The sequence below is a fragment of the Achromobacter spanius genome (assembly GCF_029637605.1).
In the GTDB taxonomy this organism is placed as follows: Bacteria; Pseudomonadota; Gammaproteobacteria; order Burkholderiales; family Burkholderiaceae_B; genus Achromobacter; species Achromobacter spanius_E.
This window is the reverse complement of the sequence record NZ_CP121261.1, coordinates 1,769,714-1,788,679: the sequence shown is the minus strand read 5'-3', so window position 1 is coordinate 1,788,679 and position 18,966 is coordinate 1,769,714. Positions and strand designations below refer to the sequence as shown.

The 18,966-nt window shown below is 56.1% G+C and carries 15 protein-coding genes; 10 read left to right on the top strand and 5 right to left on the bottom strand.

Annotated features, from left to right (window positions below):
* Positions 1–96: 96 nt before the first annotated feature.
* The 10 genes from P8T11_RS07715 to P8T11_RS07670 all read left to right on the top strand — a co-directional run bounded on the left by P8T11_RS07715 (position 97) and on the right by P8T11_RS07670 (position 12,899).
* A complete protein-coding gene (locus P8T11_RS07715; RefSeq protein WP_268077496.1) occupies positions 97–729 on the top strand; it encodes a flavin reductase family protein in 633 nt (210 codons plus the stop codon).
* On the top strand, positions 726–1,514 hold the full coding sequence (locus tag P8T11_RS07710) for an IclR family transcriptional regulator (RefSeq protein WP_268077497.1): 789 nt from the start codon (positions 726–728) through the stop codon (positions 1,512–1,514). The genes P8T11_RS07715 and P8T11_RS07710 overlap by 4 nt, the downstream gene beginning before the upstream one ends.
* Before the next feature lie 464 nt (positions 1,515–1,978).
* Positions 1,979–4,417, top strand: coding sequence for a hypothetical protein (locus tag P8T11_RS07705; RefSeq protein ID WP_268077498.1), 2,439 nt, complete (start codon positions 1,979–1,981; stop codon positions 4,415–4,417).
* Between the two features lie 229 nt (positions 4,418–4,646).
* Entirely contained in the window at positions 4,647–5,705 is a 1,059-nt protein-coding gene (locus P8T11_RS07700) for an ABC-three component system protein (protein WP_268077499.1), read from the top strand.
* Positions 5,702–6,211 carry a three component ABC system middle component gene (locus P8T11_RS07695; protein ID WP_268077500.1) on the top strand — a complete coding sequence of 170 codons (510 nt, stop codon included), beginning with the start codon at positions 5,702–5,704 and terminating at the stop codon, positions 6,209–6,211. Before P8T11_RS07700 ends, P8T11_RS07695 begins: the two co-directional genes overlap by 4 nt.
* Positions 6,211–8,181: a DUF3732 domain-containing protein gene (locus P8T11_RS07690; protein ID WP_268077501.1), complete on the top strand. Its 1,971-nt coding sequence runs from the start codon at positions 6,211–6,213 to the stop codon at positions 8,179–8,181. Before P8T11_RS07695 ends, P8T11_RS07690 begins: the two co-directional genes overlap by 1 nt.
* A 356-nt stretch (positions 8,182–8,537) precedes the next feature.
* Positions 8,538–9,152 carry a hypothetical protein gene (locus P8T11_RS07685; protein WP_268077502.1) on the top strand — a complete coding sequence of 205 codons (615 nt, stop codon included), beginning with the start codon at positions 8,538–8,540 and terminating at the stop codon, positions 9,150–9,152.
* A gap of 216 nt (positions 9,153–9,368) precedes the next feature.
* Positions 9,369–10,991, top strand: a complete 1,623-nt coding sequence (locus P8T11_RS07680) for an AAA family ATPase (protein ID WP_268077503.1) — start codon at positions 9,369–9,371, stop codon at positions 10,989–10,991.
* Entirely contained in the window at positions 10,984–11,808 is an 825-nt protein-coding gene (locus P8T11_RS07675; protein ID WP_268077504.1) for a hypothetical protein, read from the top strand. The genes P8T11_RS07680 and P8T11_RS07675 overlap by 8 nt, the downstream gene beginning before the upstream one ends.
* A 110-nt stretch (positions 11,809–11,918) precedes the next feature.
* Positions 11,919–12,899, top strand: a complete 981-nt coding sequence (locus P8T11_RS07670) for a DUF4917 family protein (protein WP_268077505.1) — start codon at positions 11,919–11,921, stop codon at positions 12,897–12,899.
* Between the two features lie 212 nt (positions 12,900–13,111).
* Here P8T11_RS07670 and P8T11_RS07665 read toward each other — a convergent pair whose 3' ends face one another.
* The 5 genes from P8T11_RS07665 to P8T11_RS07645 form a co-directional block, all read right to left on the bottom strand.
* The gene (locus tag P8T11_RS07665; RefSeq protein WP_268077506.1) at positions 13,112–13,423 is read right to left on the bottom strand and encodes a hypothetical protein; all 312 of its coding nucleotides are present in this window, start codon (positions 13,421–13,423) and stop codon (positions 13,112–13,114) included.
* Between the two features lie 272 nt (positions 13,424–13,695).
* On the bottom strand, positions 13,696–14,559 hold the full coding sequence (locus P8T11_RS07660; RefSeq protein ID WP_268077507.1) for a class I SAM-dependent methyltransferase: 864 nt from the start codon (positions 14,557–14,559) through the stop codon (positions 13,696–13,698).
* Positions 14,560–14,665: 106 nt separating this feature from the next.
* The gene (locus P8T11_RS07655) at positions 14,666–15,841 is read right to left on the bottom strand and encodes a CMD domain protein (protein WP_268077508.1); all 1,176 of its coding nucleotides are present in this window, start codon (positions 15,839–15,841) and stop codon (positions 14,666–14,668) included.
* Between the two features lie 24 nt (positions 15,842–15,865).
* Positions 15,866–17,281, bottom strand: a complete 1,416-nt coding sequence (locus tag P8T11_RS07650) for an acyl-CoA thioester hydrolase/BAAT C-terminal domain-containing protein (RefSeq protein ID WP_268077509.1) — start codon at positions 17,279–17,281, stop codon at positions 15,866–15,868.
* A 3-nt stretch (positions 17,282–17,284) separates the two neighbouring features.
* On the bottom strand, positions 17,285–18,868 hold the full coding sequence (locus P8T11_RS07645; RefSeq protein WP_127184850.1) for an ABC transporter substrate-binding protein: 1,584 nt from the start codon (positions 18,866–18,868) through the stop codon (positions 17,285–17,287).
* Positions 18,869–18,966: the final 98 nt, after the last annotated feature.

Sequence of the window (18,966 nt, the reverse complement as noted above, 5' to 3'; positions counted from 1 at the left end):
CGCGTTTCGCCGCAGAATTACCCTGGGCGCCTATTGCGCACGCGGTTTTATTCATTGTTGAATGTTCAATATCCGGACTACGGAGCCAGACCCATCATGCACTTTCCCGCCAGCGACCTGAACCCCGAACAAACCTACCGCCTGATGAGCGGCATCGTCGTGCCCCGGCCCATCGCCTGGATCAGCAGCGTCAACGCCCACGGCGGCGTCAACCTGGCGCCGTTCAGCTGCTACACCTTCGTCTCAAACAAACCCCCCATGATCGGCGTCAACATCGGCCGCAAAGCCGGCAAACGCAAAGACACCGCCGAGAACATCCTGGCCAACCGCCACTTCGTCGTCAACGTTGGAGACGAAACCCTGCTTGATCCCCTGCACGACAGCGCCCAAGAACTCCCGCCCGAAATCAGCGAAGTCGACGTGCTGGGTTTAAGCGTGCTTCCCGGCGCGGTTATCGACACCCCCAGACTTGCCGCCGCGCCCATCAGCCTGGAATGCCGCTTTCATAGCGTCACCCCGTTTGGCGACACCGGCGCGGAGTTCTTCGTGGGCGAAGTGGTGATGTTCCATATACGCGATGGCCTGCTGCAAGACGGCAAGATCGATACCGCATTACTACGCCCCATCTGCCGCATCGGTGGCCCCAACTACGCATCGCTAGGCCCCATCGTCACCAAGCGCGGTATTCAGCAGACGCCCAAATCCATTATCAAACCGGAGGCCGCGTGAGCGAACCAGAAGACAAAAGCGCATCCGGCGCACAGACGGTACGCAGAGCCTTGGCGCTGCTGAGGCTGATTGCGTGCGGACAAGAGCGCGGTGTAAGGCTGGTGGATCTGGAACGCATGTCTGGCTTGAATCGGCCCACCGTGCATCGCTTGCTGAAGACGCTGGTGCAAGAGGGCGCGGTTGAACAGGATTTAGAAACGCGACGGTATTTGATCGGGCAGGAGATCAGTTTGCTGGGGCTTGCCAGGACAAGGCGCTTTCCGCTGCTGACGCTGGCGGACCCGTATATGAGCGAGCTGGCCGATCAGGTGGGGGATACGGTGTTTTTGAGTATTCGACATGGGCACGATTCGATATGTATTGGGCGGCGGACGGGAAGGCATCCGATACAGGTGCTGTCGATTGAGGTGGGGGTTAGACGGCCGTTGGGCGTGGGGGTGTCGGGTGTGGCGTTGTTGGCGAGTTTGGGGAGGGAGGAGAGTGTGGAGTTAGTGCGGGGGAACGCGGCCAGGCTGGAGGTGATGGGGGAGCGAGTGGAGGATGTGATTGCGCGGGTTGAGGTGGCGCGGAGGGAGGGGATTGCGCATGCGGCAATGGGGTTAATGCCGGGGACTAGTGCGGTGGCGGTGCCGGTGTTAACGGAGGGAGGCGTGGCGCTGGGGGCGATTACGGTGACGGCGATGGCGGAGAGGTTGGGGGTGGAGAGGTTTGGGATGGTGGTGGAGAGGATGAAGGCGGCGGCGGGGGGGATTGCGGGGAGGTGGGGGAGGGTGGAGGGGAAATGAAGAACCTCAGCTTCTGAATATGGAATCTATGTAATCGGCCCATCCGAGTTATTTTTTTCATAGAGTAAATTCAGTAACTAAAGTAACATTTGGAGCTTTGCCGTCGACCTAAGCCTTCGTGCTCGAACTTACATTGGCCCTCGACAAGAATTTTCAATCGTAAATGTCGCCTCTGGAAGATACTGGATCGCATTTCAGGATTTGATTGAAGGTATGAACGACCGCAGCACTCTTGATTGAAAGGAAGGGAAATGATGATCCTTTATGGCCTCCTGCAAGCGGTCATTACGATTGCTGTGTACCTTGCACTAAATATATTGGGCTTGATCGCGATTCAGAAGGTGTTTGGTGCGTTGTTTAGAAAATAAGGTGTTGGACTGCAATTTCGCGATTTTGCAGTGAGTGGTTGGCTGAATTGAAGTAAAAGCTTTCTAGCAGTGTTTAATGGCTTCGCGTCCTTCCTGTTGAAAAAAGGCTCGAATATGCAGAAATTATTATTGGCACGAGTTAAAGCAGCTGAATCACTTAAAGACTCGGTGCACGTGCGCAATGCCGTGCTCGGAATATTTAGGATAGCTATGCAGCATGCATGTGTAGCATTAGGGGAGTGGGTCGTTGGTCACCTCCGTGAAGATCCTTCGAAGATTTCCTCATACACAGAAGTTGACATATCACAGTTTAGGCAACCTGCTGATGGCTCTCTGGCAAATCTCTTATCGCAGCTTCTAGTTGCGGCAGAAAATATCGGATGGAAATCGGTGGGACGACAGTTTTGGCAACAGGACGAATTGTCCGACGAGCTGCGGAAGCTTACAGGCACAAGCCGTGGAAACGTGGAAGCCGTTGTTCTGGCATTTGTACGCAGCAGGAATAATGGCGTTGAAGGGCATGGTCTGGCCGGGGGTAATGACGCCCGAACAGACTTGGAGGTCATCCGAATACTGCTTCGCGCAATCGGAAATATTCTTCCCACGGTCACAAAAGGCAGTGACAAGTTGTTTCTACCCACATTCGGAGGTAACGAGCCAAAAGAGCTTGTTACATTGCGTTTGGCAGGTGAGCATCCCATTTGTTATCGCCGCCTTAAACCGACAACGGCTGGAAAACTTCAAGTAGATGCACAGGTCCAAAAGTCGTTGCTGGCGCGGGATGCGCTAAGTTATGAAGTTCCGAATATTCTGCTCGGTCTTCCCATCGCAGCCCCACCGAGTTACGAGATCTATGAACCGACGTGGGTCGATAAGTGGAACCCTTTTGTCCATCTACCAACTAGATTGGCTTCGACTGAGGTATTCACGGGCCGCACGGATGAAATGGACGCCCTAGCGGCGTGGGCGGATGATTTCGATTCAAGAAAATGTATGGTGTGGGGAGATGGTGGAGTAGGAAAAACCACCTTGGTAGTCGAACTTATTCATCGGTTTCTTGAGGGACGAACTTCAATTCAATGGCGTCCCGAAATAATAACTTTTTACACTTCTAAGAAGACACGGTGGGGGTTAAACGGGCTAGAGCATATCTCAGCACAAGATATTGGCGTTGCAGATGTAGCGTTGGACATCGCTCGCATGCTCACTTCGCCCAATCTTGACCGTTCATGGTTCGATAAAAGGCCCGCTGAGGTAATTCAAAAACTTGGCTCGCTTATGGCAACCTTGAAGGTAAATAGAGACTCGCATCTTATAGTTTTAGATAATACGGAGACGATGGCCCAAAATGATGCGGACATTGGGGCGCTAGCTTCGCAAATTAACGAGCTTTCGCGGCGAGTTGGTCGGGTAATTCTCACTTCAAGACGTCGCGAACATATTGAAGCCCTACCCGTGCAAACAGAAGTCTGGGCGGACGAAGTGGGCGCAGAATTCTTGCGAAAGAGAGGAGGAGCCCTAAACTGTATTTCGATACAGCAGGCTGGCGATTCCACTCTCCGCAAATACTCTAGGCAATTGAACAATAAGCCCATCGCCCTGGAAGTGTTCGTTCAAGCAGCGTCTGGTCCAAATACTAGCCTTGATACTGCTTTTCAGAGGGTTCAACGAATGCAGCGTCAGGATCTTGGGCAATTCCTGTACGACGACGCGTGGGCACGTCTTACACCCGAGTTACGACATGTGTTGCTGTTGATGAGCAGACTTGGAGATACGCACGACCAGTATCTTATGCAGCTTTGTTGTCAGCGCGCGAAGGTTACCGTGGCTGCCGCAAGTGAAGCAATAGAGGAAAGCAAGGGAATCGGCACCATATCGAGATTTCAGGGGGCCGTGCATACCACCTTCAGTCCTGAATTTCATAACTACTGCATAGAACGCGTGGAGGTTATTGATGGGGTGCGGTATCCCACCAATGAAGAAGTCGATTGGGTGAGCAGAAGGTATTCCGAATTTCTCACGAGCGCTAGTGCACTGGTTCGAGACCGAAATCCGGCGGCTTTTCTGGTTCCTGAAGCGCGCGCCGCTTGGAAGGCGTTTGATGAGAATCGTTTGGACGATGCACTTGGTTATTACGAAGCAGCCGTGCTGATTGATTCAGAAAACGGACTCCTATTCGACAGATACGCGCGAACTTTAATGAAGAAGAAGGATCTTCCTCTTGCGCTAAGACAGTCCGAGAAGGCCGCACATCTACTTCCTGATTCCGCTGAAGTATATTTTACGAAAGGCATGATCGAGGCGCGGCTAGGTGAGTCAAAGCAGGCCCTAATTGATTTGGATAAAGCAGTGTCACTAGGAAAGGAACAGTATCTCTGCGAACTTCAGAAAGCATATGCTCATGTCTATTCTGTTCCTCAAGATCTAAAAGAGGCGAGGTCTTGCCTGCACGCAGCATATAAAGCAGCGCCGAAAGTCCAGTTGGGGCGCTTTACGGAAGAAGCCACACGCTTTGAGCGTCGATGGCTTTCTTGAATCGTTTGATCGAGTTCAGTTTTGGTCGGCAAAAACAAATAGGAGGAAGGGGAGTGAAATCTATCATTAATAGAGAAGAGTCGCCTCCGGAAATGATTCCAGAGCGGGTCCTATGAGCGGGACGGCTCCTTTGCATGTCAAGCACTCCGCCGCTGGACCCTACCTTGGGTTTGCATTGCAGCCGGTAAGGCTGTGCTATTACCTTCTGAGCAGCCCGAGGGATTCCAGCGTGTCGCTTGAATACCTTGATGATGTTGCAGTCCATTATGCAGACGGCACACTCCTACTGGAACAATGCAAAAGCGCTTTAGCGCACAACCCGATTTCCGATTGGTCGGATGACCTTTGGAAGACCTTCGCCAATTGGCTGGACGTAGTTGAGGCACAGAAGGTGGATGGCCGGAAGACCTTCTTCCAGCTCTACGTGACGCCGCAGAAGGCTGGAAAGCTAAGCGCCGCTATGAATGCCGCAACTGACGCCAATGCTATCGAAGCGCTTCTCAGGCAAGTTAAAGACCGACTGAAAAGAAAGGGTGCCTTTCCCGTATGTATTGCGCATGTTGAGCGGTTCCTAAATGCGACTGACGAGCTACTTTTGGCCGTTGTCGGAAAAGCCTCCGTCTCAGCTATTGATGCAGACCCATTAGAGCCACTTCGTGAGCTATTGAGGCCCACGGTCCCAGAGGCGTCACTGGATGTCATCTGCGCCTCGGCGATTGGCCAGGCCAAGGAGGCTGCCGACAAGTGCATTCGCCGGAGCGTCCCAGCGCTGGTCGGTGTTGAGGAATTCCGAAGGAACTTTCATGCATTCGTCCAGCAGAACAACATGGCGGGGTATCTGCCAACTTTCACGACAGCCCCATCGAAAGATGCCGCGATGGCGTTATTGACAAACCGCCCAGTCTTCGCGAGGCAACTCCAGCTGATAGCGGCGTCCGAAGAGCAGCAGCTTCGGGCAGCCAGTGATTGGATGCGCACGTCTGGCGACAAAGTGAAGTGGGCAGACCAAGGTCTCGTCTTCGACGGTACCTTCGAGGATTGGGAAGACACTTTGCTGCGCAAGCACAACGTAGCGCTGAGCGAGGTGCAAGATACCTTTTCCGAAAAGGCCCAGGAGGCGCAAGGCAGAATTGTTTACAGCAGGTGTGCCGCTATGGACGTGCCGTTGGACAGTCGCGCAGTGCCTGGACATTTTACCCATGGTGGCTTTAACGACTTAGCCGACAGACGAAAGCTGGGGTGGCATCCGAACCACCAAACTCTCCTTGATGAGGAGGACAAGAAATGACGAACAGAGCTGCTGTTGCGCGCCTTAGCGAGGCAGCAATTGTTCAGAACGAAGCGCTGGGAGCATACGCCATCTGGCGATTCGGTCTTGGTTTCCAGGAACGCGAGGAACAGGCCGTGTCGCTGCCTCTAGTGTTCTTGCTCTTGCCGCTGGTTTTTCACGCGCCAAGCCTCGCTATGGTGGTGAGCACGCAGAAGGCGTCTGGCCTGCATCTGTTAGCCGGCAAGCTTGGTGAGCGGCGCGAAGAGTTGTTGGCGGTACATGGGCGCACCTTAGCTCTCCGCAAACTGACTTTCAGATCTCTCATGGTCGCCGAGCAGTCGCGGCTGATTCGCATCGAACCGACTACTGCAGCCATCCGAGCATTTAGCCCGCACCATGAGCTTTTGGCTCCGACGCTTCCTGAACGAATCCGACGGATCACACTGGCCTGCGAAAAAGTCGGGTACTGGTTCGCTAGTCTGACGGACCAACAGGTCGCCCACACATTACGAGTAGCGTTCTAATGTACTTCCAACTGTTGAAAGTCATCTTGTGGCCACGTGATGGCGGTGTGCCGAGGGTAGTCAAATTCGAGACCGGCAAGGTAAACGTCATCAGTGGTGCCTCCAAGACTGGAAAGTCTTCGGTCATCCCCATCATTGACTACTGCCTGGGTTCAGAAAAGTGTGCGATTCCCGTGGGCGTTATTAGAGAGACGTGCTCATGGTTCGGCGTTCTGGTCGACACGCTTGAAGGACAAAAGCTGCTGGCTCGACGGGAACCCGGTGGCCTGAAAGCGTCTGGCGAAATGCTGCTCCTTGAGGGGCCCGTCGTGGAGGTTCCTGTGGTCATCACGGGAAAGAACCAGAACGTCGATAATGTGAAGGCCGTCTTGAACAGGCTTGCGGGTTTGTCAAATCTGCAGTTCGAGCCCGGAACCGATGAGAGGTTCAAGTCGCGCGTGAGCTTCCGCGACTTGATGGCCTTCCTGTTCCAGCCGCAGAACATCGTCGCAAATCCCGATGTGCTCTTCTTCAAGGCAGACACCACGGAACATCGGGAGAAACTGAAGACTATATTCCCTTATGTTCTGGGAGCGATAAGCCCTGAATTGCTCCAAACGCGGCATGACCTCGATCGCTTGTCGCGACTTCTACGTCGCAAGGAAGGCGAGCTTAAGGCACGTCAGGACACAGGCGCCGCATGGCAGCGCGAGGGATTTGCTTGGGCCCGTCTGGCGATTGAATATGGGCTTCTACCGCCCGACACCATGGTGCCGGATGACTGGCTTTCGACAGTTGACCTGCTTCGAAAAGCTCTGCGCAGCGATGCTCGGTCCGCGACGCCCACCTTGGCGGCGATGGATGTCATCCTGAGCAGGCTCACCGAGCTGCGCGCAGTCGAGTCGAAGCTGACGATGAACCTCAGTCAATCCCGTCAACGTCTTCATGAATTGCGCCGTCTTGACGAAAGTAGCGACGAATACCGCGATGGTCTTCGAATTCAGCGCGACCGTTTGGGCTTGTCTGCCTGGATTCGAGACCTCGCGTCACAGCATCCCGCGGCGATCCTCGAGCCCAGTGAAGCTGGCCGTGCGCGAGTCGATCAGCTGTGCCACGCGTTGGAGGGCATAGAGTTGCGGCTGCGGTCCTATCCGGAGGTCGCGGAATCGCTCGGAAAGGAGACGTTGCGGCAGCGCGAGTTAGTCGACACAGTGCTTAGTGACCTAGCAGGCGTTCGGGCCGAGATTCGCACGTTGGAGGGGCAGTCAGATGAGGCACGGAAGGTCACCACGCGAGGTGAGGAGATTTCGCGGTTTTTGGGGCGATTACAAGAAGCTCTCAGGCTATACGATGGTGCTGACACTTCCTCGGAGCTCAACCAAGAGATCTCAACGCTAAGAGCGGAGGTCGAACGGCTGGCCAAGCTGGTCTCCGAGCATGAGATTGGACGGAAGCTAGAGAACGCGCTCACCACCATTCAGAACATCTCTGGCAGGCTAATCCCGCAGCTTGACGGTGAGTGGCCTGACGCACCAATTCGACTTGTTATCCAAGACCTAACTGTAAGAGTGATCCGGGAAACGCGCGACGACTTCCTTTGGGAGATTGGCAGCGGCGCAAACTGGCTGGCATATCACGTTGCCCTCAGTCTGGCGCTGCAAGGATTCTTCTTGCGGTTGCCTCAGCATCCTGTTCCCGCGCTACTGATCTACGATCAGCCGAGCCAAGTCTACTTTCCGGCCCGTCGCGCCCGAAAGGAGGCAGAAAAGGAGCTTGATCCACCTTGGGAGAACGAAGACGTTATAGCGGTCCGGAAGGTCTTCGCGCTGTTCGACGACATCATCGAGAAGACAAATGGACGCCTCCAAATTATTGTTCTCGACCATGCAAACGAGGAGGTTTGGGGAGGACTTAAAAACGTTCATCTAGTTGAAGAATGGCGTGGCAAGGGCCTGGTGCCGGAGGCGTGGGTAAAGGCAGCGGGCGAGTGATTTGTAAGCTTGGAGACTCGCGTTGGATCCGCTGTGATTATTCTACGCGGGCGTCGATGCTGTCTCAGAGCGTCTCACAATTGACGAATTTCTGGTCCCAGGGGTCACGCATGCGCGCGACACCGCTTTGGCACCTGAGCTCATTCACAGTTTGATCTATGCGTTGAGACTGCGCCTCGCACCAGGGGGGGGACGAAATAGCAACCTAACGCCTATTTCCGTGTCGGCAGATGTCGCTGGTCGATATCGGCCTCTAGCCAAGAGCGGTCTCGTATCCATCGGCAATTCGGCTTTGGAAAGCCTGTTTGATAGAGGGAAGTAATTGTTTCCTTGCCGATTCCAGCAAGAGGTAAAAAGTGCCAAAAGGTTCACTGAGCAAGATCGAAAAAATCCATCTCGGAACTCAGATACTCACCCACACTATGACGATCATCGCTGCAGTCGTGGTCGCGGTTTGGGGTTACTACTCCACGGTATATGTAAAAAAAGAACGAGAGGTCACAGAGTACACACTCAAAGAACTCGAGCAGAAAACCGCGCAAAGGCCACATATCCAGGCAAAGGTTGAGACGACGGTCCAGAAGCTTATGGAGGGGGGGAATCTTGTTGCGATTAAGGTCACTCTATTTAATCTAGGTAACCAGGAAAGCAGGGTTACGCTGGATGAGCATTCGTTGGTGCTGGTGCCAGTTGTTTTCGTGGAAGGGAAACCGAACTATCAAAGTTCAACCACCCTCCAATCTGGTCGGTATGCCGGATCGCTCGCTCGAATCCCCTTGAATTTCGTTGATGTTGGTGCGGGTGAGAGTCACGAGATTACATTCGTACAGAAAATTGAAAAGCCAGGTGTTTACCTCATTCATTTTCTTGCGCTTAATGGTGTAAACCCTCCTGCGGAGGTCTTTTCTAATGCGGATGTGCCGCTATATCGGTATGCGGTTGGCGCAGACAAGTACTTGGTTGTGAATTAAGCATCGAGCCGCGAGGAAAGCAGCTGCTAGATATATGAAAATACTAAAAAATGGACGGCCGGTGAGTAAATTTAAGTCGTTTCTTGCTAACGGAATGCAGCCTTGGGATGAGCAACCGTGTTCAAGCGTCGTCCTGTCGCCAAGAAATCCAAGCTGGAATGACTTTGGGAATCAGGTTCTAGCGGATTTCGTATTAAAGTCTCAGAATCCGAAAAGTTGGAACTTATTGGTTTTGTCATTCCGCTGAGCGGGGATGCCGTTCCCCGCGCCAAAACCTCTTTTTACTCCTGGGTTGTTGATCTGGAAAAGAGGGCCTCCTCGCCACTGATCCCTGAGAATCTCCACGCGTCTGAATTTCTAACTTTGCTCGATGACGATGAGACTTATCGAAAGTTGGCGCTATGGGCCGGCTCCCTTGAAATACGCCTCGGTATTCTTGAAGCGACCAACGACATTAACCTTGCCCGCGTCTCTTCAGGCAGTAGCGATGTGATTAATCAAATAATTCAGGAAGATACTTTCGCGCTTGGGGTCATGCGGTATAACTCTGCCTATCGAGCTTTTGCAAAAGGTGCGAGGTTCGTTCTAAGGGAGGTGCAGCCCTCGATTAACGATGCCCGTCTCGACATCAACATTCATTGCCAGTTGAAAGGCTTCGACGAATCACACGTTGCGAAATTTATATTCGCAGGGAAGCCGAAATTGGTTTCCGATCGCGTCCAAGTGTTAATTGGGAAAAATGGAACTGGTAAGAGTCAATTTCTCAATCAAATGATCGGTTCGCTTGCTTTGCACGCCGATGGCTCGGGCGCAGAAGTGTTTGAGGATTTACCTAATGATCAATTCTCAGCTACTGCCGCAGACTGGCAGGCGGTTCCGAATTCAGTGCTGGTTTTCTCCACCGATGACCAAAATCTCTTCCCCCGAAAGGCGCGATTCGACGCGGCTTTGGACTACTGGTACTTTAGCCTTGCGTCTAAAGGAGATCAGACGCAGTTACTTCAGCAGGAGCCCCAGGCGCTCGGGCGCGCGCTTCGAGACCTGATCCGAGACGAGTCGGAACTGCAGGGGCAACGTCGGTTCGAGATTTTCCGGAACATCATGAACCCGGTCCTGCCGTTGTCGCTGATCCACTTGCCGTTGAAGAAAATTCCGAAGAAGGTGTCTGGCTGCTTCCATGATCTTGGAGGGCTGGTGTGGATACCTTTAGAGAAGGTTCCTTCTAGTGAGCAAGCTCTGCTGTACCTGGCTGCCGCGATCGACACCAGCCGCGATCTCGCATTGATCGATGAAGGCCGGGAGATATTCCCCCCCAGCAGTGGTCAGCGGGTTTACCTGCGCTTTGCGACACTAGCGCTTTCAGTCATCTCTCAAGGCTCAATGATCATCTTCGACGAGCCGGAGACGCACCTTCATCCGAACTTCATTTCTGAGTTCATGAAGCTACTCCATGATTTGCTGACGGCGACCAATTCGATCGCTGTGGTCGCCACGCATTCACCCTATGTTGTACGCGAAGTCCCGACTGTTTGCGTTCACGTAGTCGCGCGCGAAGGCAATGCCCCAACAGTTGGCTCCGTGCATTTGAAAACGCTGGGAGCGAGCATTAGTTCCATCTCTGATGCTGTGTTCGGCGACGCGGCAGCTACGAAATTCCACCGCATCGTCGCGGAAAAATTGTCCAAAGAGGGGAAAAAGATCTCGGATGACAAGGCCAAAAGGGTTAATTGGCTGCTGAAAAATTTTGGGGACGAACTAAACGCCGAAATGCTCTCAACGATCCGTTTTTTGATGGAGCGTAATGTCAATGACGAGGAGGCTGTAGACGACGATGCGTAGTATTCACCTGCACGATATTGTGGGAACGACGATTGACGATGATGCGATCCTAGTTGGCTTGGCTCCGGACATTTCCTTGCCGCTTACGATCCGCAAGAAGATGGTTGCGTCTTACGATACATATCGTACTAAAAAAGGAAGCAATTCCATCGCGGCACTTGCCCTCCAGCCTTCGTGGCCCCAGATATTTTCTGCGTTATACAAAGGGCGTTCCAAGAAAAATAGCCTGGACTGGATCGGTAAAATCGCGAAAACAACAAAGTATGGGTATTGCCCGATGTGTGGATCAGAAACGCATGGGACTGTAGAGCATTTCCTGCCGCGAAAGCCATGGGCGGAGTTCTCTTTCTTTTCCCTCAACCTGGTGCCGAGTTGCGGACCCTGCAACACCAAGCGTGGCAATCGTGCGAATAAGCCTGGGCTGCCCTTGAGTCCGCTGCATCCGTACTACGATCACAAGTTGCTGGATAAGAGGCTTCATATAACGAAGATTTCTCCCCCATTTGCGGCACCGAAGTTTGAGTATGAAGTCTTCGCTTCGGTTTCCGCAAGGAATCGACCTCGCGTCGAGCACCATCTGAGTCACTCGATTGACGAGAATCAATATCAGCAGTTCTGCGTGAATCGTTGGTCCGAAGCTCGCACAGAAGTGCGGCGTTTCACGACCTTGGCCGCGTGGAAAAAGAGTTTGAAGAATCGGCTTGATGATGCTCAGTCGGCAAGCGGCATCAACAGCTGGCGAACCGCGTTTTATGCCGGACTTGTGGCTCGGCCGGACGCGGTCAGTTGGCTATTTAAGAATAGGAAAGATCCCTGAGACGCACTGAACGGGAAAAGCATGGCGGATGCTTTTGGTGTGCATCTCCAGAGTGGCGCCGATTCTCTTACGAACTTCTTTGCTGTTCTTAACCATAAGTAAAAACCTCCATGCTGACCTTTAATGAAGCCCTAGTGACTCTTCCTGCCGGAACTCTGCCGACCATTTTGCTGGGGAATGGGTTCTCTCAGGCCTGGAATGCGGAGATATTTAATTATGCAAGCTTGTTTCAGGTCGCTAATTTTGGCGATCGTGACGCTCAAATCAGGTTACTGTTTGAGCGTCTGAATACTTGGGATTTTGAATCTGTGATGCGCACGCTGCTCTCGGCAGAACTAGTGGCCGAGGTGCATGGACTCGATCAAGAAATCATTGACACGATAAAGGGTGAGCAAGCGATCCTCAAGGAGGCACTTCTGACTGCAATATCCGAAAATCATCCGAGCTTGCCGAACGAGCTGTCGGAAGTGCAGTATCAAGCCGTGCGTAAATTCCTCAGCCGCTTCAGCCATATCTTCACGGTCAACTATGATTTGCTGATGTACTGGGCCCGAAATCAGAATATTGAGCCTGCGTGGGTAACCGACGATGGTTTCCGTGCGGCACAGCTCTGGAAAGGATACGGGACCGATCAGGCGGTTCACTTCCTCCATGGGGGCATCCACCTCTATGAAGTTCCGATGGGTGTTCGGAAGCATGCGTACACGGGCGAAGTCGGCGGAGGAATCGTCGGTCAAGTGCGAGACAACCTGAACCTACAGCCACCACGATTCCCGCTGTTCGTGGCCGAGCCGACACACCAGAAGAAGAAGGAGCGGATAGATCGTAGCCCATACCTGTCCTACTGCCTGCGTAAGTTGACGACCATTTCCACCCCAATTTTCATTCTCGGGCACTCGATGGATGAGAACGATTTGCATATCTTTGAAGCAATCCGCGCATCAGCTGCGCGGCAGATTTTCGTTAGCGTGTTCGGCGACGAGCACAGCGACGCGAATCGCCGATTAATCGCTAATGCAAATGCATATCTCGGAGGACCTTTGAGGAACATAGACTTCTTCGATGCAAGTACCGTCGCAGCCTGGGGCTGAGCCTGCCGAAGCCGATTATAGGGCTAGCGTATCCCCTCGTCGCCCATGTTCTGACCGCTTAATTGTTCACACAAAGGGAAAAGGCATGCCGCCGTTTGGCTTCAACATTGAGTGACCGCTTCTCGGCATGCCAGCGAAGGTGAGCGACCGGCTGCAGCGGGTCGTAAGCCGACTCACTGACAGTGGCTTCTGCGCTTGCTGACAGGACTGCGCTATTGCGTCGAAGTCTTCGCCTTGGAGAATAAGGAAACTAACGGCGGCTCATCCATTGAGCTTGCCGCTAGATCGGCGATCTGATCGCACAGGCTCTCCACTCCGCCCATCAAATTCGATACCACCCAACCATGCAGCGGCGTGACTCCCGGAGCTCCAGGCTCATTCACACTATTCCCCACGATCCTCGCAATAGCCCAAATCCCTAAGCAAGCCCGCTCCATCTTTCTCAAATCATCAACCCGCACAACACCAAACTCCGGATCATCCGGCAAGGCCCAACGGTCATAGGTAAAAGGGTGGTCGCTCATATCGACGCTCCGGTGTAATTGACGCGATGAAAGAAAGGAGGCCGCCATTGCGGCGGCCACTTGTTCTGTCTTTCCGGCTGTCAACCCGGGCGATCCTTTGGACCACGGGGCGAGTATGCCCCGTTAGGCGACGGACGCGATGCGGTTCCGTGCCAAATTGATCACGCTTTCTCTTACGTAAGCGCAATCGCAGGCTACTGATTACAGAAAGATCAGCAGCCCACCACCAGCTAAAGCTATCTCTGGTTCATGCCAATCAGCCAAGCAGATACCTACTCAGCTACCGCCGCCGGAGCCACCGGCACAAAAAACCGATCCTTCAACTCCTGCAATCCAATTCTCTCCAACATCTCCGTCAGCCTCTCCGCAGGCTTCCTGGTCGGCAAATCCTTAAACTGCGCCACGATCAGCTCATTCTTCATCGAATGCTCCCACCCGACCAATTCCGTCACGCTAACCTGATACCCATGCGCCTCAAGCTGCAAGCACCGCAGCACATTCGTAATCTGGCTTCCAAACTCCCGCGTATGCAGCGGATGCCGCCAAATCTCTGCCAGCGGATCAGCCAGCGCCTTGCCCTTATTCTTCCTTAGCACCGAAGCCACTTCCGCCTGGCAGCAAGGCACAACCACGATGTACTTCGCCTTCTTCTCCAACGCAAAGTGAATCGCGTCATCGGTCGCGGTATTACAAGCGTGCAACGCAGTCACCACATCAATCGTCGCCGGCAACTTATCCGACGTAATCGATTCCGCCACAGAGAGATTCAAGAACGACATCCCGCCAAACCCGAGCCGCTTCGCCAGTTCCTCTGACGACTTCACCAGTTCTTCACGGGTCTCAATCCCATAAATATGGGACCCATTCCCGACGGCATCCTTCTGTTCCTTGAAGAACAGGTCATACAGAATGAACCCCAGATAAGACTTCCCAGCCCCGTGGTCCGCGAGCGTCACCGCGCCGCGTTCTTGTTGGACGTCTTTCAGCAGCGGCTCGATGAACTGAAACAGGTGATAGACCTGTTTCAGCTTACGGCGGCTGTCCTGGTTCATCTTGCCGTCGCGGGTCAGGATGTGCAGGGCTTTGAGGAGTTCGACGGACTGGCCGGGGCGGATGTCGTGGGTTTTTTCTGACATGGGGGAAGGCAAAGCGCCCCGCACGGGGCGGGGCGCGTAGTGGCGCGGAAAGCGTCAGTTTAACGAAAACGCTGACGCGGCCGCTGGGCGGTACAAAAAGCGGGTCTTAGCCTACGGTGGCAAAAACCGGTTCGCCCAGGTTCAGCATCAAACGATTTGCCCAGGCGAAGATCGCGTCCGAGTGCAGCAGGTCCAGCACTTCGCCTTCGCTCAAGCCTGCATCCTTCAATGCCTGGATGCTGTTGGCGTTGACGTCGGCCTGGGCTTCGGTGATCTGGATCGAGAACTGGGCAATCGCCAGTTCACGCGCAGTGGTGCCGGCGGTGTAGGGGTCTTCGAACACTTGCGCGATCACTTCATTACGCTTGGCCAGTTGTTCGAAGCGCTGCGCGTGGACGGAGGCGCAGTACACGCAGCCGTTCACACGCGAGACGACCGTGGAGCCCAGCTCGCGTTCGGCGCGCGACAGGCCGCCTGGGGCGTACATGATGGCGTTGAAGGCGGTGGAGCGCTGGCGCAGGATTTCCGGTTGGTGGACCAGAAACAGGTAGTAGTCCGAGACCTTGGCCTTGGGGTGGCTTTCTTCCAGGACGGCGACTTGTTCCGGGGTGGCGGTGTCGACGTTGACGACGTCGAGCCATGCCTTCCACTCCAGCACTTCGTTGGTGAAGCCGTGGGCCTTGATGACGGCGCCGGGTTCGGTGGCGGCGGTGTTGGGTTCGAAGGGCGCGGGCGGGACGGCGGCGGCGCGGGGGGCTTGGCCTTCCAGGTCTTTCATCGCGATCAAGCCTGCGACCAGACGGGTCTGGTACGACAGGAAGGCGATCAGTTGCGACAGGGTGACCACCGCGGGCGTGGTGACGCCTGCTGCGGGCAGGGTCTTCAGCGCGGCTTCGTCGCCTTCGACGGGGTTTTCGATCAGCTTGCGCGTGAATTCCAACACGGCAGCCAGGCGCGGGGTGGAGACGTCTGACGGCTTGCCGGATTCTGCGACGGCGATGTCGGCGGGGGCTGCGTCCGTTTCCGCCAAGCGGGCGCGGTAGTGCGAGGCCAAGAGCGGCGACGGGCTGATGCGGGTGGCGTACAGCGCGACCAGCAGGCGTTCGGCGAGCGACAGGCCGGGCAGTGCCGGGTCGAACAGGGCGTCGTAGCTGCCTTGCGTGGCGGCGGCGACTTTTTCGCGTTGGTGGCGGACTTCAAAAGTTTTGCTGCCGGGCGTCAGGCCGACGAGTTTGTCGACCAGATCATTGACGGCGTCATAGACGATGGGTTGTTGTGCCATGGGGATGTTCTCCTTGGTGTCTGATCAGCCGGCGTCGCCGGAAGTGCTTGCTGAATGGGCAGGAGCCGACTGCGAGCTTGCGGAATCCGCGCCAGTCGAACTAGCCGCTGTCGCAGCCGAAGCCGCAGCCGCAGCCGCCCGCGCTTTCACCGCCGCGTCCAGAAACTTCTTCACGCCTTCCCACGATTCCTGGTCGGCGCGAGCGTTGTCTTTCGGATTCCCGCCACTGGTGCTGATCTTGCCCGACACGGGGTGGGCGTAGACGAGCTGGGTGGTGGGCACGTACGGGAACAGGATCGAGTGGCCGCCGTTCTCGTAGTCGAGCCATTCGACGGGGTAGGGGTGTTTCACGTCGACCAGCTTGTCCTGCACCATCTTCGAATACAGGCTGGACGGCCATGATCCGTCGTCGGTGCCGGACAGCAGCATGACTGGGCCTTCGATGTCTTCCACGCGAATGCGGGCGCGGGCGACGGCGTCGGGGTCTTGCAGTGCGGTCAGGATGGCTTTCTCGTGACGATGCGGCGATGGGCCTTCATCAAACGGCGCCCAGGTGGCGGTGCGGTTGTTTTCCCAGACGTGGGGGATGGGCTTGCCGCCCAGCAGCCAGGTCGGGCCTTCGCGGCCGATCTTGGGGTCGCAGGCGTTCTGGCCGCTGTGGACGACGGCGCCGGGTACGTAGGCGACGACGGCGGACACTTCCTTGGGGAAGGTTGCGCCCAGCAGCAACACCAGTTCACCGCCGCGCGACTGGCCGCTGATGGCGACGAAGTCGTGCTTGGGCTGAACCTTTTTGCGCAGCCAGCGCAGGCCGGTCTGGAAGTATTCCAGCGGGGTGTTCGAGATGTAGTCGGACAGGCCCGGCGCTTTGAAGTACGCCAGCGCAAAGGCGGCGTAGCCGCGCGATGCATACAGCGCCGCGCGCGGTTCGTTGATGCCGCCGCCCGAGCCGTTCAGGATCATGACGGCGGGGTGCGAACCGGGCTTGCTGCCTGCCGGCAGGTACAGCGTGCCGACCAGGCCTTCTTCGCGGACCTCGTGGCGCGTGACGCCGTCCAGCGCCAAGCGCTGCGTGAAGGTGGCTTGCGCCTGCATGCCGCCTTCAGCACCGCCCACACGTGCAACCACATCGGTGACCAAAGCATCGGTCACCGGGTGGTTGAAGTGTTCGCGGCTGGGCGAGTCCACGGGGGCTTGCGACCAGATCAGGCCCATGGGCGACAGGCCGGTGTAGTCGCCCGAGATAGGCGCGTCGCGGGTCAGGTCGACCGCGCCGTCTTCGCCCGCCGTGTAGGCGGCGTGGGCTTGCCACAGCACGCCGTTGCGGCGGGTTAGCGCGCTGATCTCGACCGTTTGGCCGGGTGCAACGTTTTCCACCCGGATCTGGCGCGGCACGTCGATCAAGGCGTCCGCGGGGGTGATGGTCAGGGTCGGCACCATGGCTTATTTACCGGCCGCGGCGGCGGGTTCTTTGGTGACCATCATGGCGGCCGTGCGGTCGCTGGTCATCGGCGTAACCTTCAAGCCCTTCTTGGTGGCCCAGATGTTCTTGTAGTGGAACAGCGGGAAGATGCCGACGTCGTCCGACACCAGCTTGACCGAGTCGCGCAGGATGGCTTCACGCTTGGCCACATCGAATTCCGACGTGGACTGTTCCAGGGCAGCGTCCACCTTGGGGTTGGAGTAGTGGCCCCAGTTGGAGGCGCCCAGGCCCTTCTTGGGGTCGACCGACGCCAGGATGTTGACCAGCGCGTAGCTGCCTTCACCCGTGCCGTTGCCCCACGCCAGCATGCTGACGGCGAATTCGTTCTTGTTGGCGCGGCCCGAGTACACGGCCCATGGCACCACTTCCACCTGGGTCTTCACGCCCACGCGGGTCCAGAATTGCGCCACGGCTTGGGCCGTTTCCGGGCCTTGCGGGTAGCGGTCGTTGGGCACGTGCATGGTCAGCTTGAAGCCGTCGGGAAAGCCCGCTTCGGCCAGCAGCTTCTTGGCTTGCGCGACATCGTTGGGGATGTCTTTAACGTCGGGGTTGTAGCCGAAGGTGCCCTTGGGCATCCACTGGTTGGCTTCGGTGGCCGCGCCTTGCAGAATGCGGTCGGCGATGGCCTTGCGGTTGATGGCCAGGTTCAGCGCCTGACGCACGCGCAGGTCCAGCAGCGGGTTCTTGTCCAGCGGCTTGCCGTTGTTGTCGGTGATGTATTGGTTGGGCGCGGGGTTGAAGCTGGGTTGCAGCAGCATGACGCGCAGGCCGTCGTAGGGGTACACCGAGATGTTGGCGGACTTTTGCAGCTTGGCCAGGTCCGACACCGACACCTTGTCGATCACGTCCACGTCACCGGCCAACAGCGCAGCGGTGCGCGAGGCGGCGTTGTTGATGTAGCGGTAGTTGACCTTGTCCCAGGTGGCCTTCTCGCCCCAGTAGCCGTCGTTGCGTTCCATGATGACGCGGTCGCCCGGGGTGTAGGACACGAACTTGTACGGGCCGGTGCCGACCATGGCCTTGCCCGAGTTGTAGTCTTCGGTGGTGGACTTTTCACCGACGTGCTTGCTGACGACGTGCACGGATGCCAGGTTCAGCGGCAGGTCGGGGTTGGGCGCCTTGGTCTTGACGATGAGCGTCAGCGGGTCTTTGGCGGTCATCGTGTCGATGGTGCGCAGGTAGCCGGCGTAGGTCGCCACGCTGCCGGGCACGGCGCGCGCGCGGGTGTAGGAATAGATCAGGTCGTCGGCGGTAAACGGCGTGCCGTCTTGCCACTTGACGCCTTCACGCAGCTTGAATTCCCAGGTGGTGGGGTCCAGCGGCTTCCAGCTGACGGCCAGGCCGGGTTGAAGCTTGTTCCACTTGTTCTCGATCAGCAGGTCCCAGAAGTGCAGGGCCACCGAGCGGTCGCCGGCGTGGTTGTTCAGCTGCGGGTCCAGGGACGACAGCGGGTCGGCAAAGCCGATCGACAGGTTGTCGGCGGACGCGGCGGCAGAGGCGCCCAGGATGGCGGCGGTCAGGGTCGAAAGAATCAAGCGTTTCATGTTCGGGGTCCTTGGTAGGGGGGGAACGAGTTAAGTGTTCCGAAGGCTGCGTTGTCATTCAGGCCACTGAAGGAATTCAAGGCATTCAGGACAACGCG

What these genes read in the sequence shown, in the direction of transcription:
- P8T11_RS07660 (WP_268077507.1), bottom strand. Translation starts at nt 14,559, where the DNA reads ATGTCAGAAAAAACCCACGACATCCGCCCCGGCCAGTCCGTCGAACTC.
- P8T11_RS07675 (WP_268077504.1), top strand. Translation starts at nt 10,984, where the DNA reads ATGCGTAGTATTCACCTGCACGATATTGTGGGAACGACGATTGACGAT.
- P8T11_RS07665 (WP_268077506.1), bottom strand. Translation starts at nt 13,423, where the DNA reads ATGAGCGACCACCCTTTTACCTATGACCGTTGGGCCTTGCCGGATGAT.
- P8T11_RS07690 (WP_268077501.1), top strand. Translation starts at nt 6,211, where the DNA reads ATGTACTTCCAACTGTTGAAAGTCATCTTGTGGCCACGTGATGGCGGT.
- P8T11_RS07655 (WP_268077508.1), bottom strand. Translation starts at nt 15,841, where the DNA reads ATGGCACAACAACCCATCGTCTATGACGCCGTCAATGATCTGGTCGAC.
- P8T11_RS07695 (WP_268077500.1), top strand. Translation starts at nt 5,702, where the DNA reads ATGACGAACAGAGCTGCTGTTGCGCGCCTTAGCGAGGCAGCAATTGTT.
- P8T11_RS07650 (WP_268077509.1), bottom strand. Translation starts at nt 17,281, where the DNA reads ATGGTGCCGACCCTGACCATCACCCCCGCGGACGCCTTGATCGACGTG.
- P8T11_RS07715 (WP_268077496.1), top strand. Translation starts at nt 97, where the DNA reads ATGCACTTTCCCGCCAGCGACCTGAACCCCGAACAAACCTACCGCCTG.
- P8T11_RS07670 (WP_268077505.1), top strand. Translation starts at nt 11,919, where the DNA reads ATGCTGACCTTTAATGAAGCCCTAGTGACTCTTCCTGCCGGAACTCTG.
- P8T11_RS07645 (WP_127184850.1), bottom strand. Translation starts at nt 18,868, where the DNA reads ATGAAACGCTTGATTCTTTCGACCCTGACCGCCGCCATCCTGGGCGCC.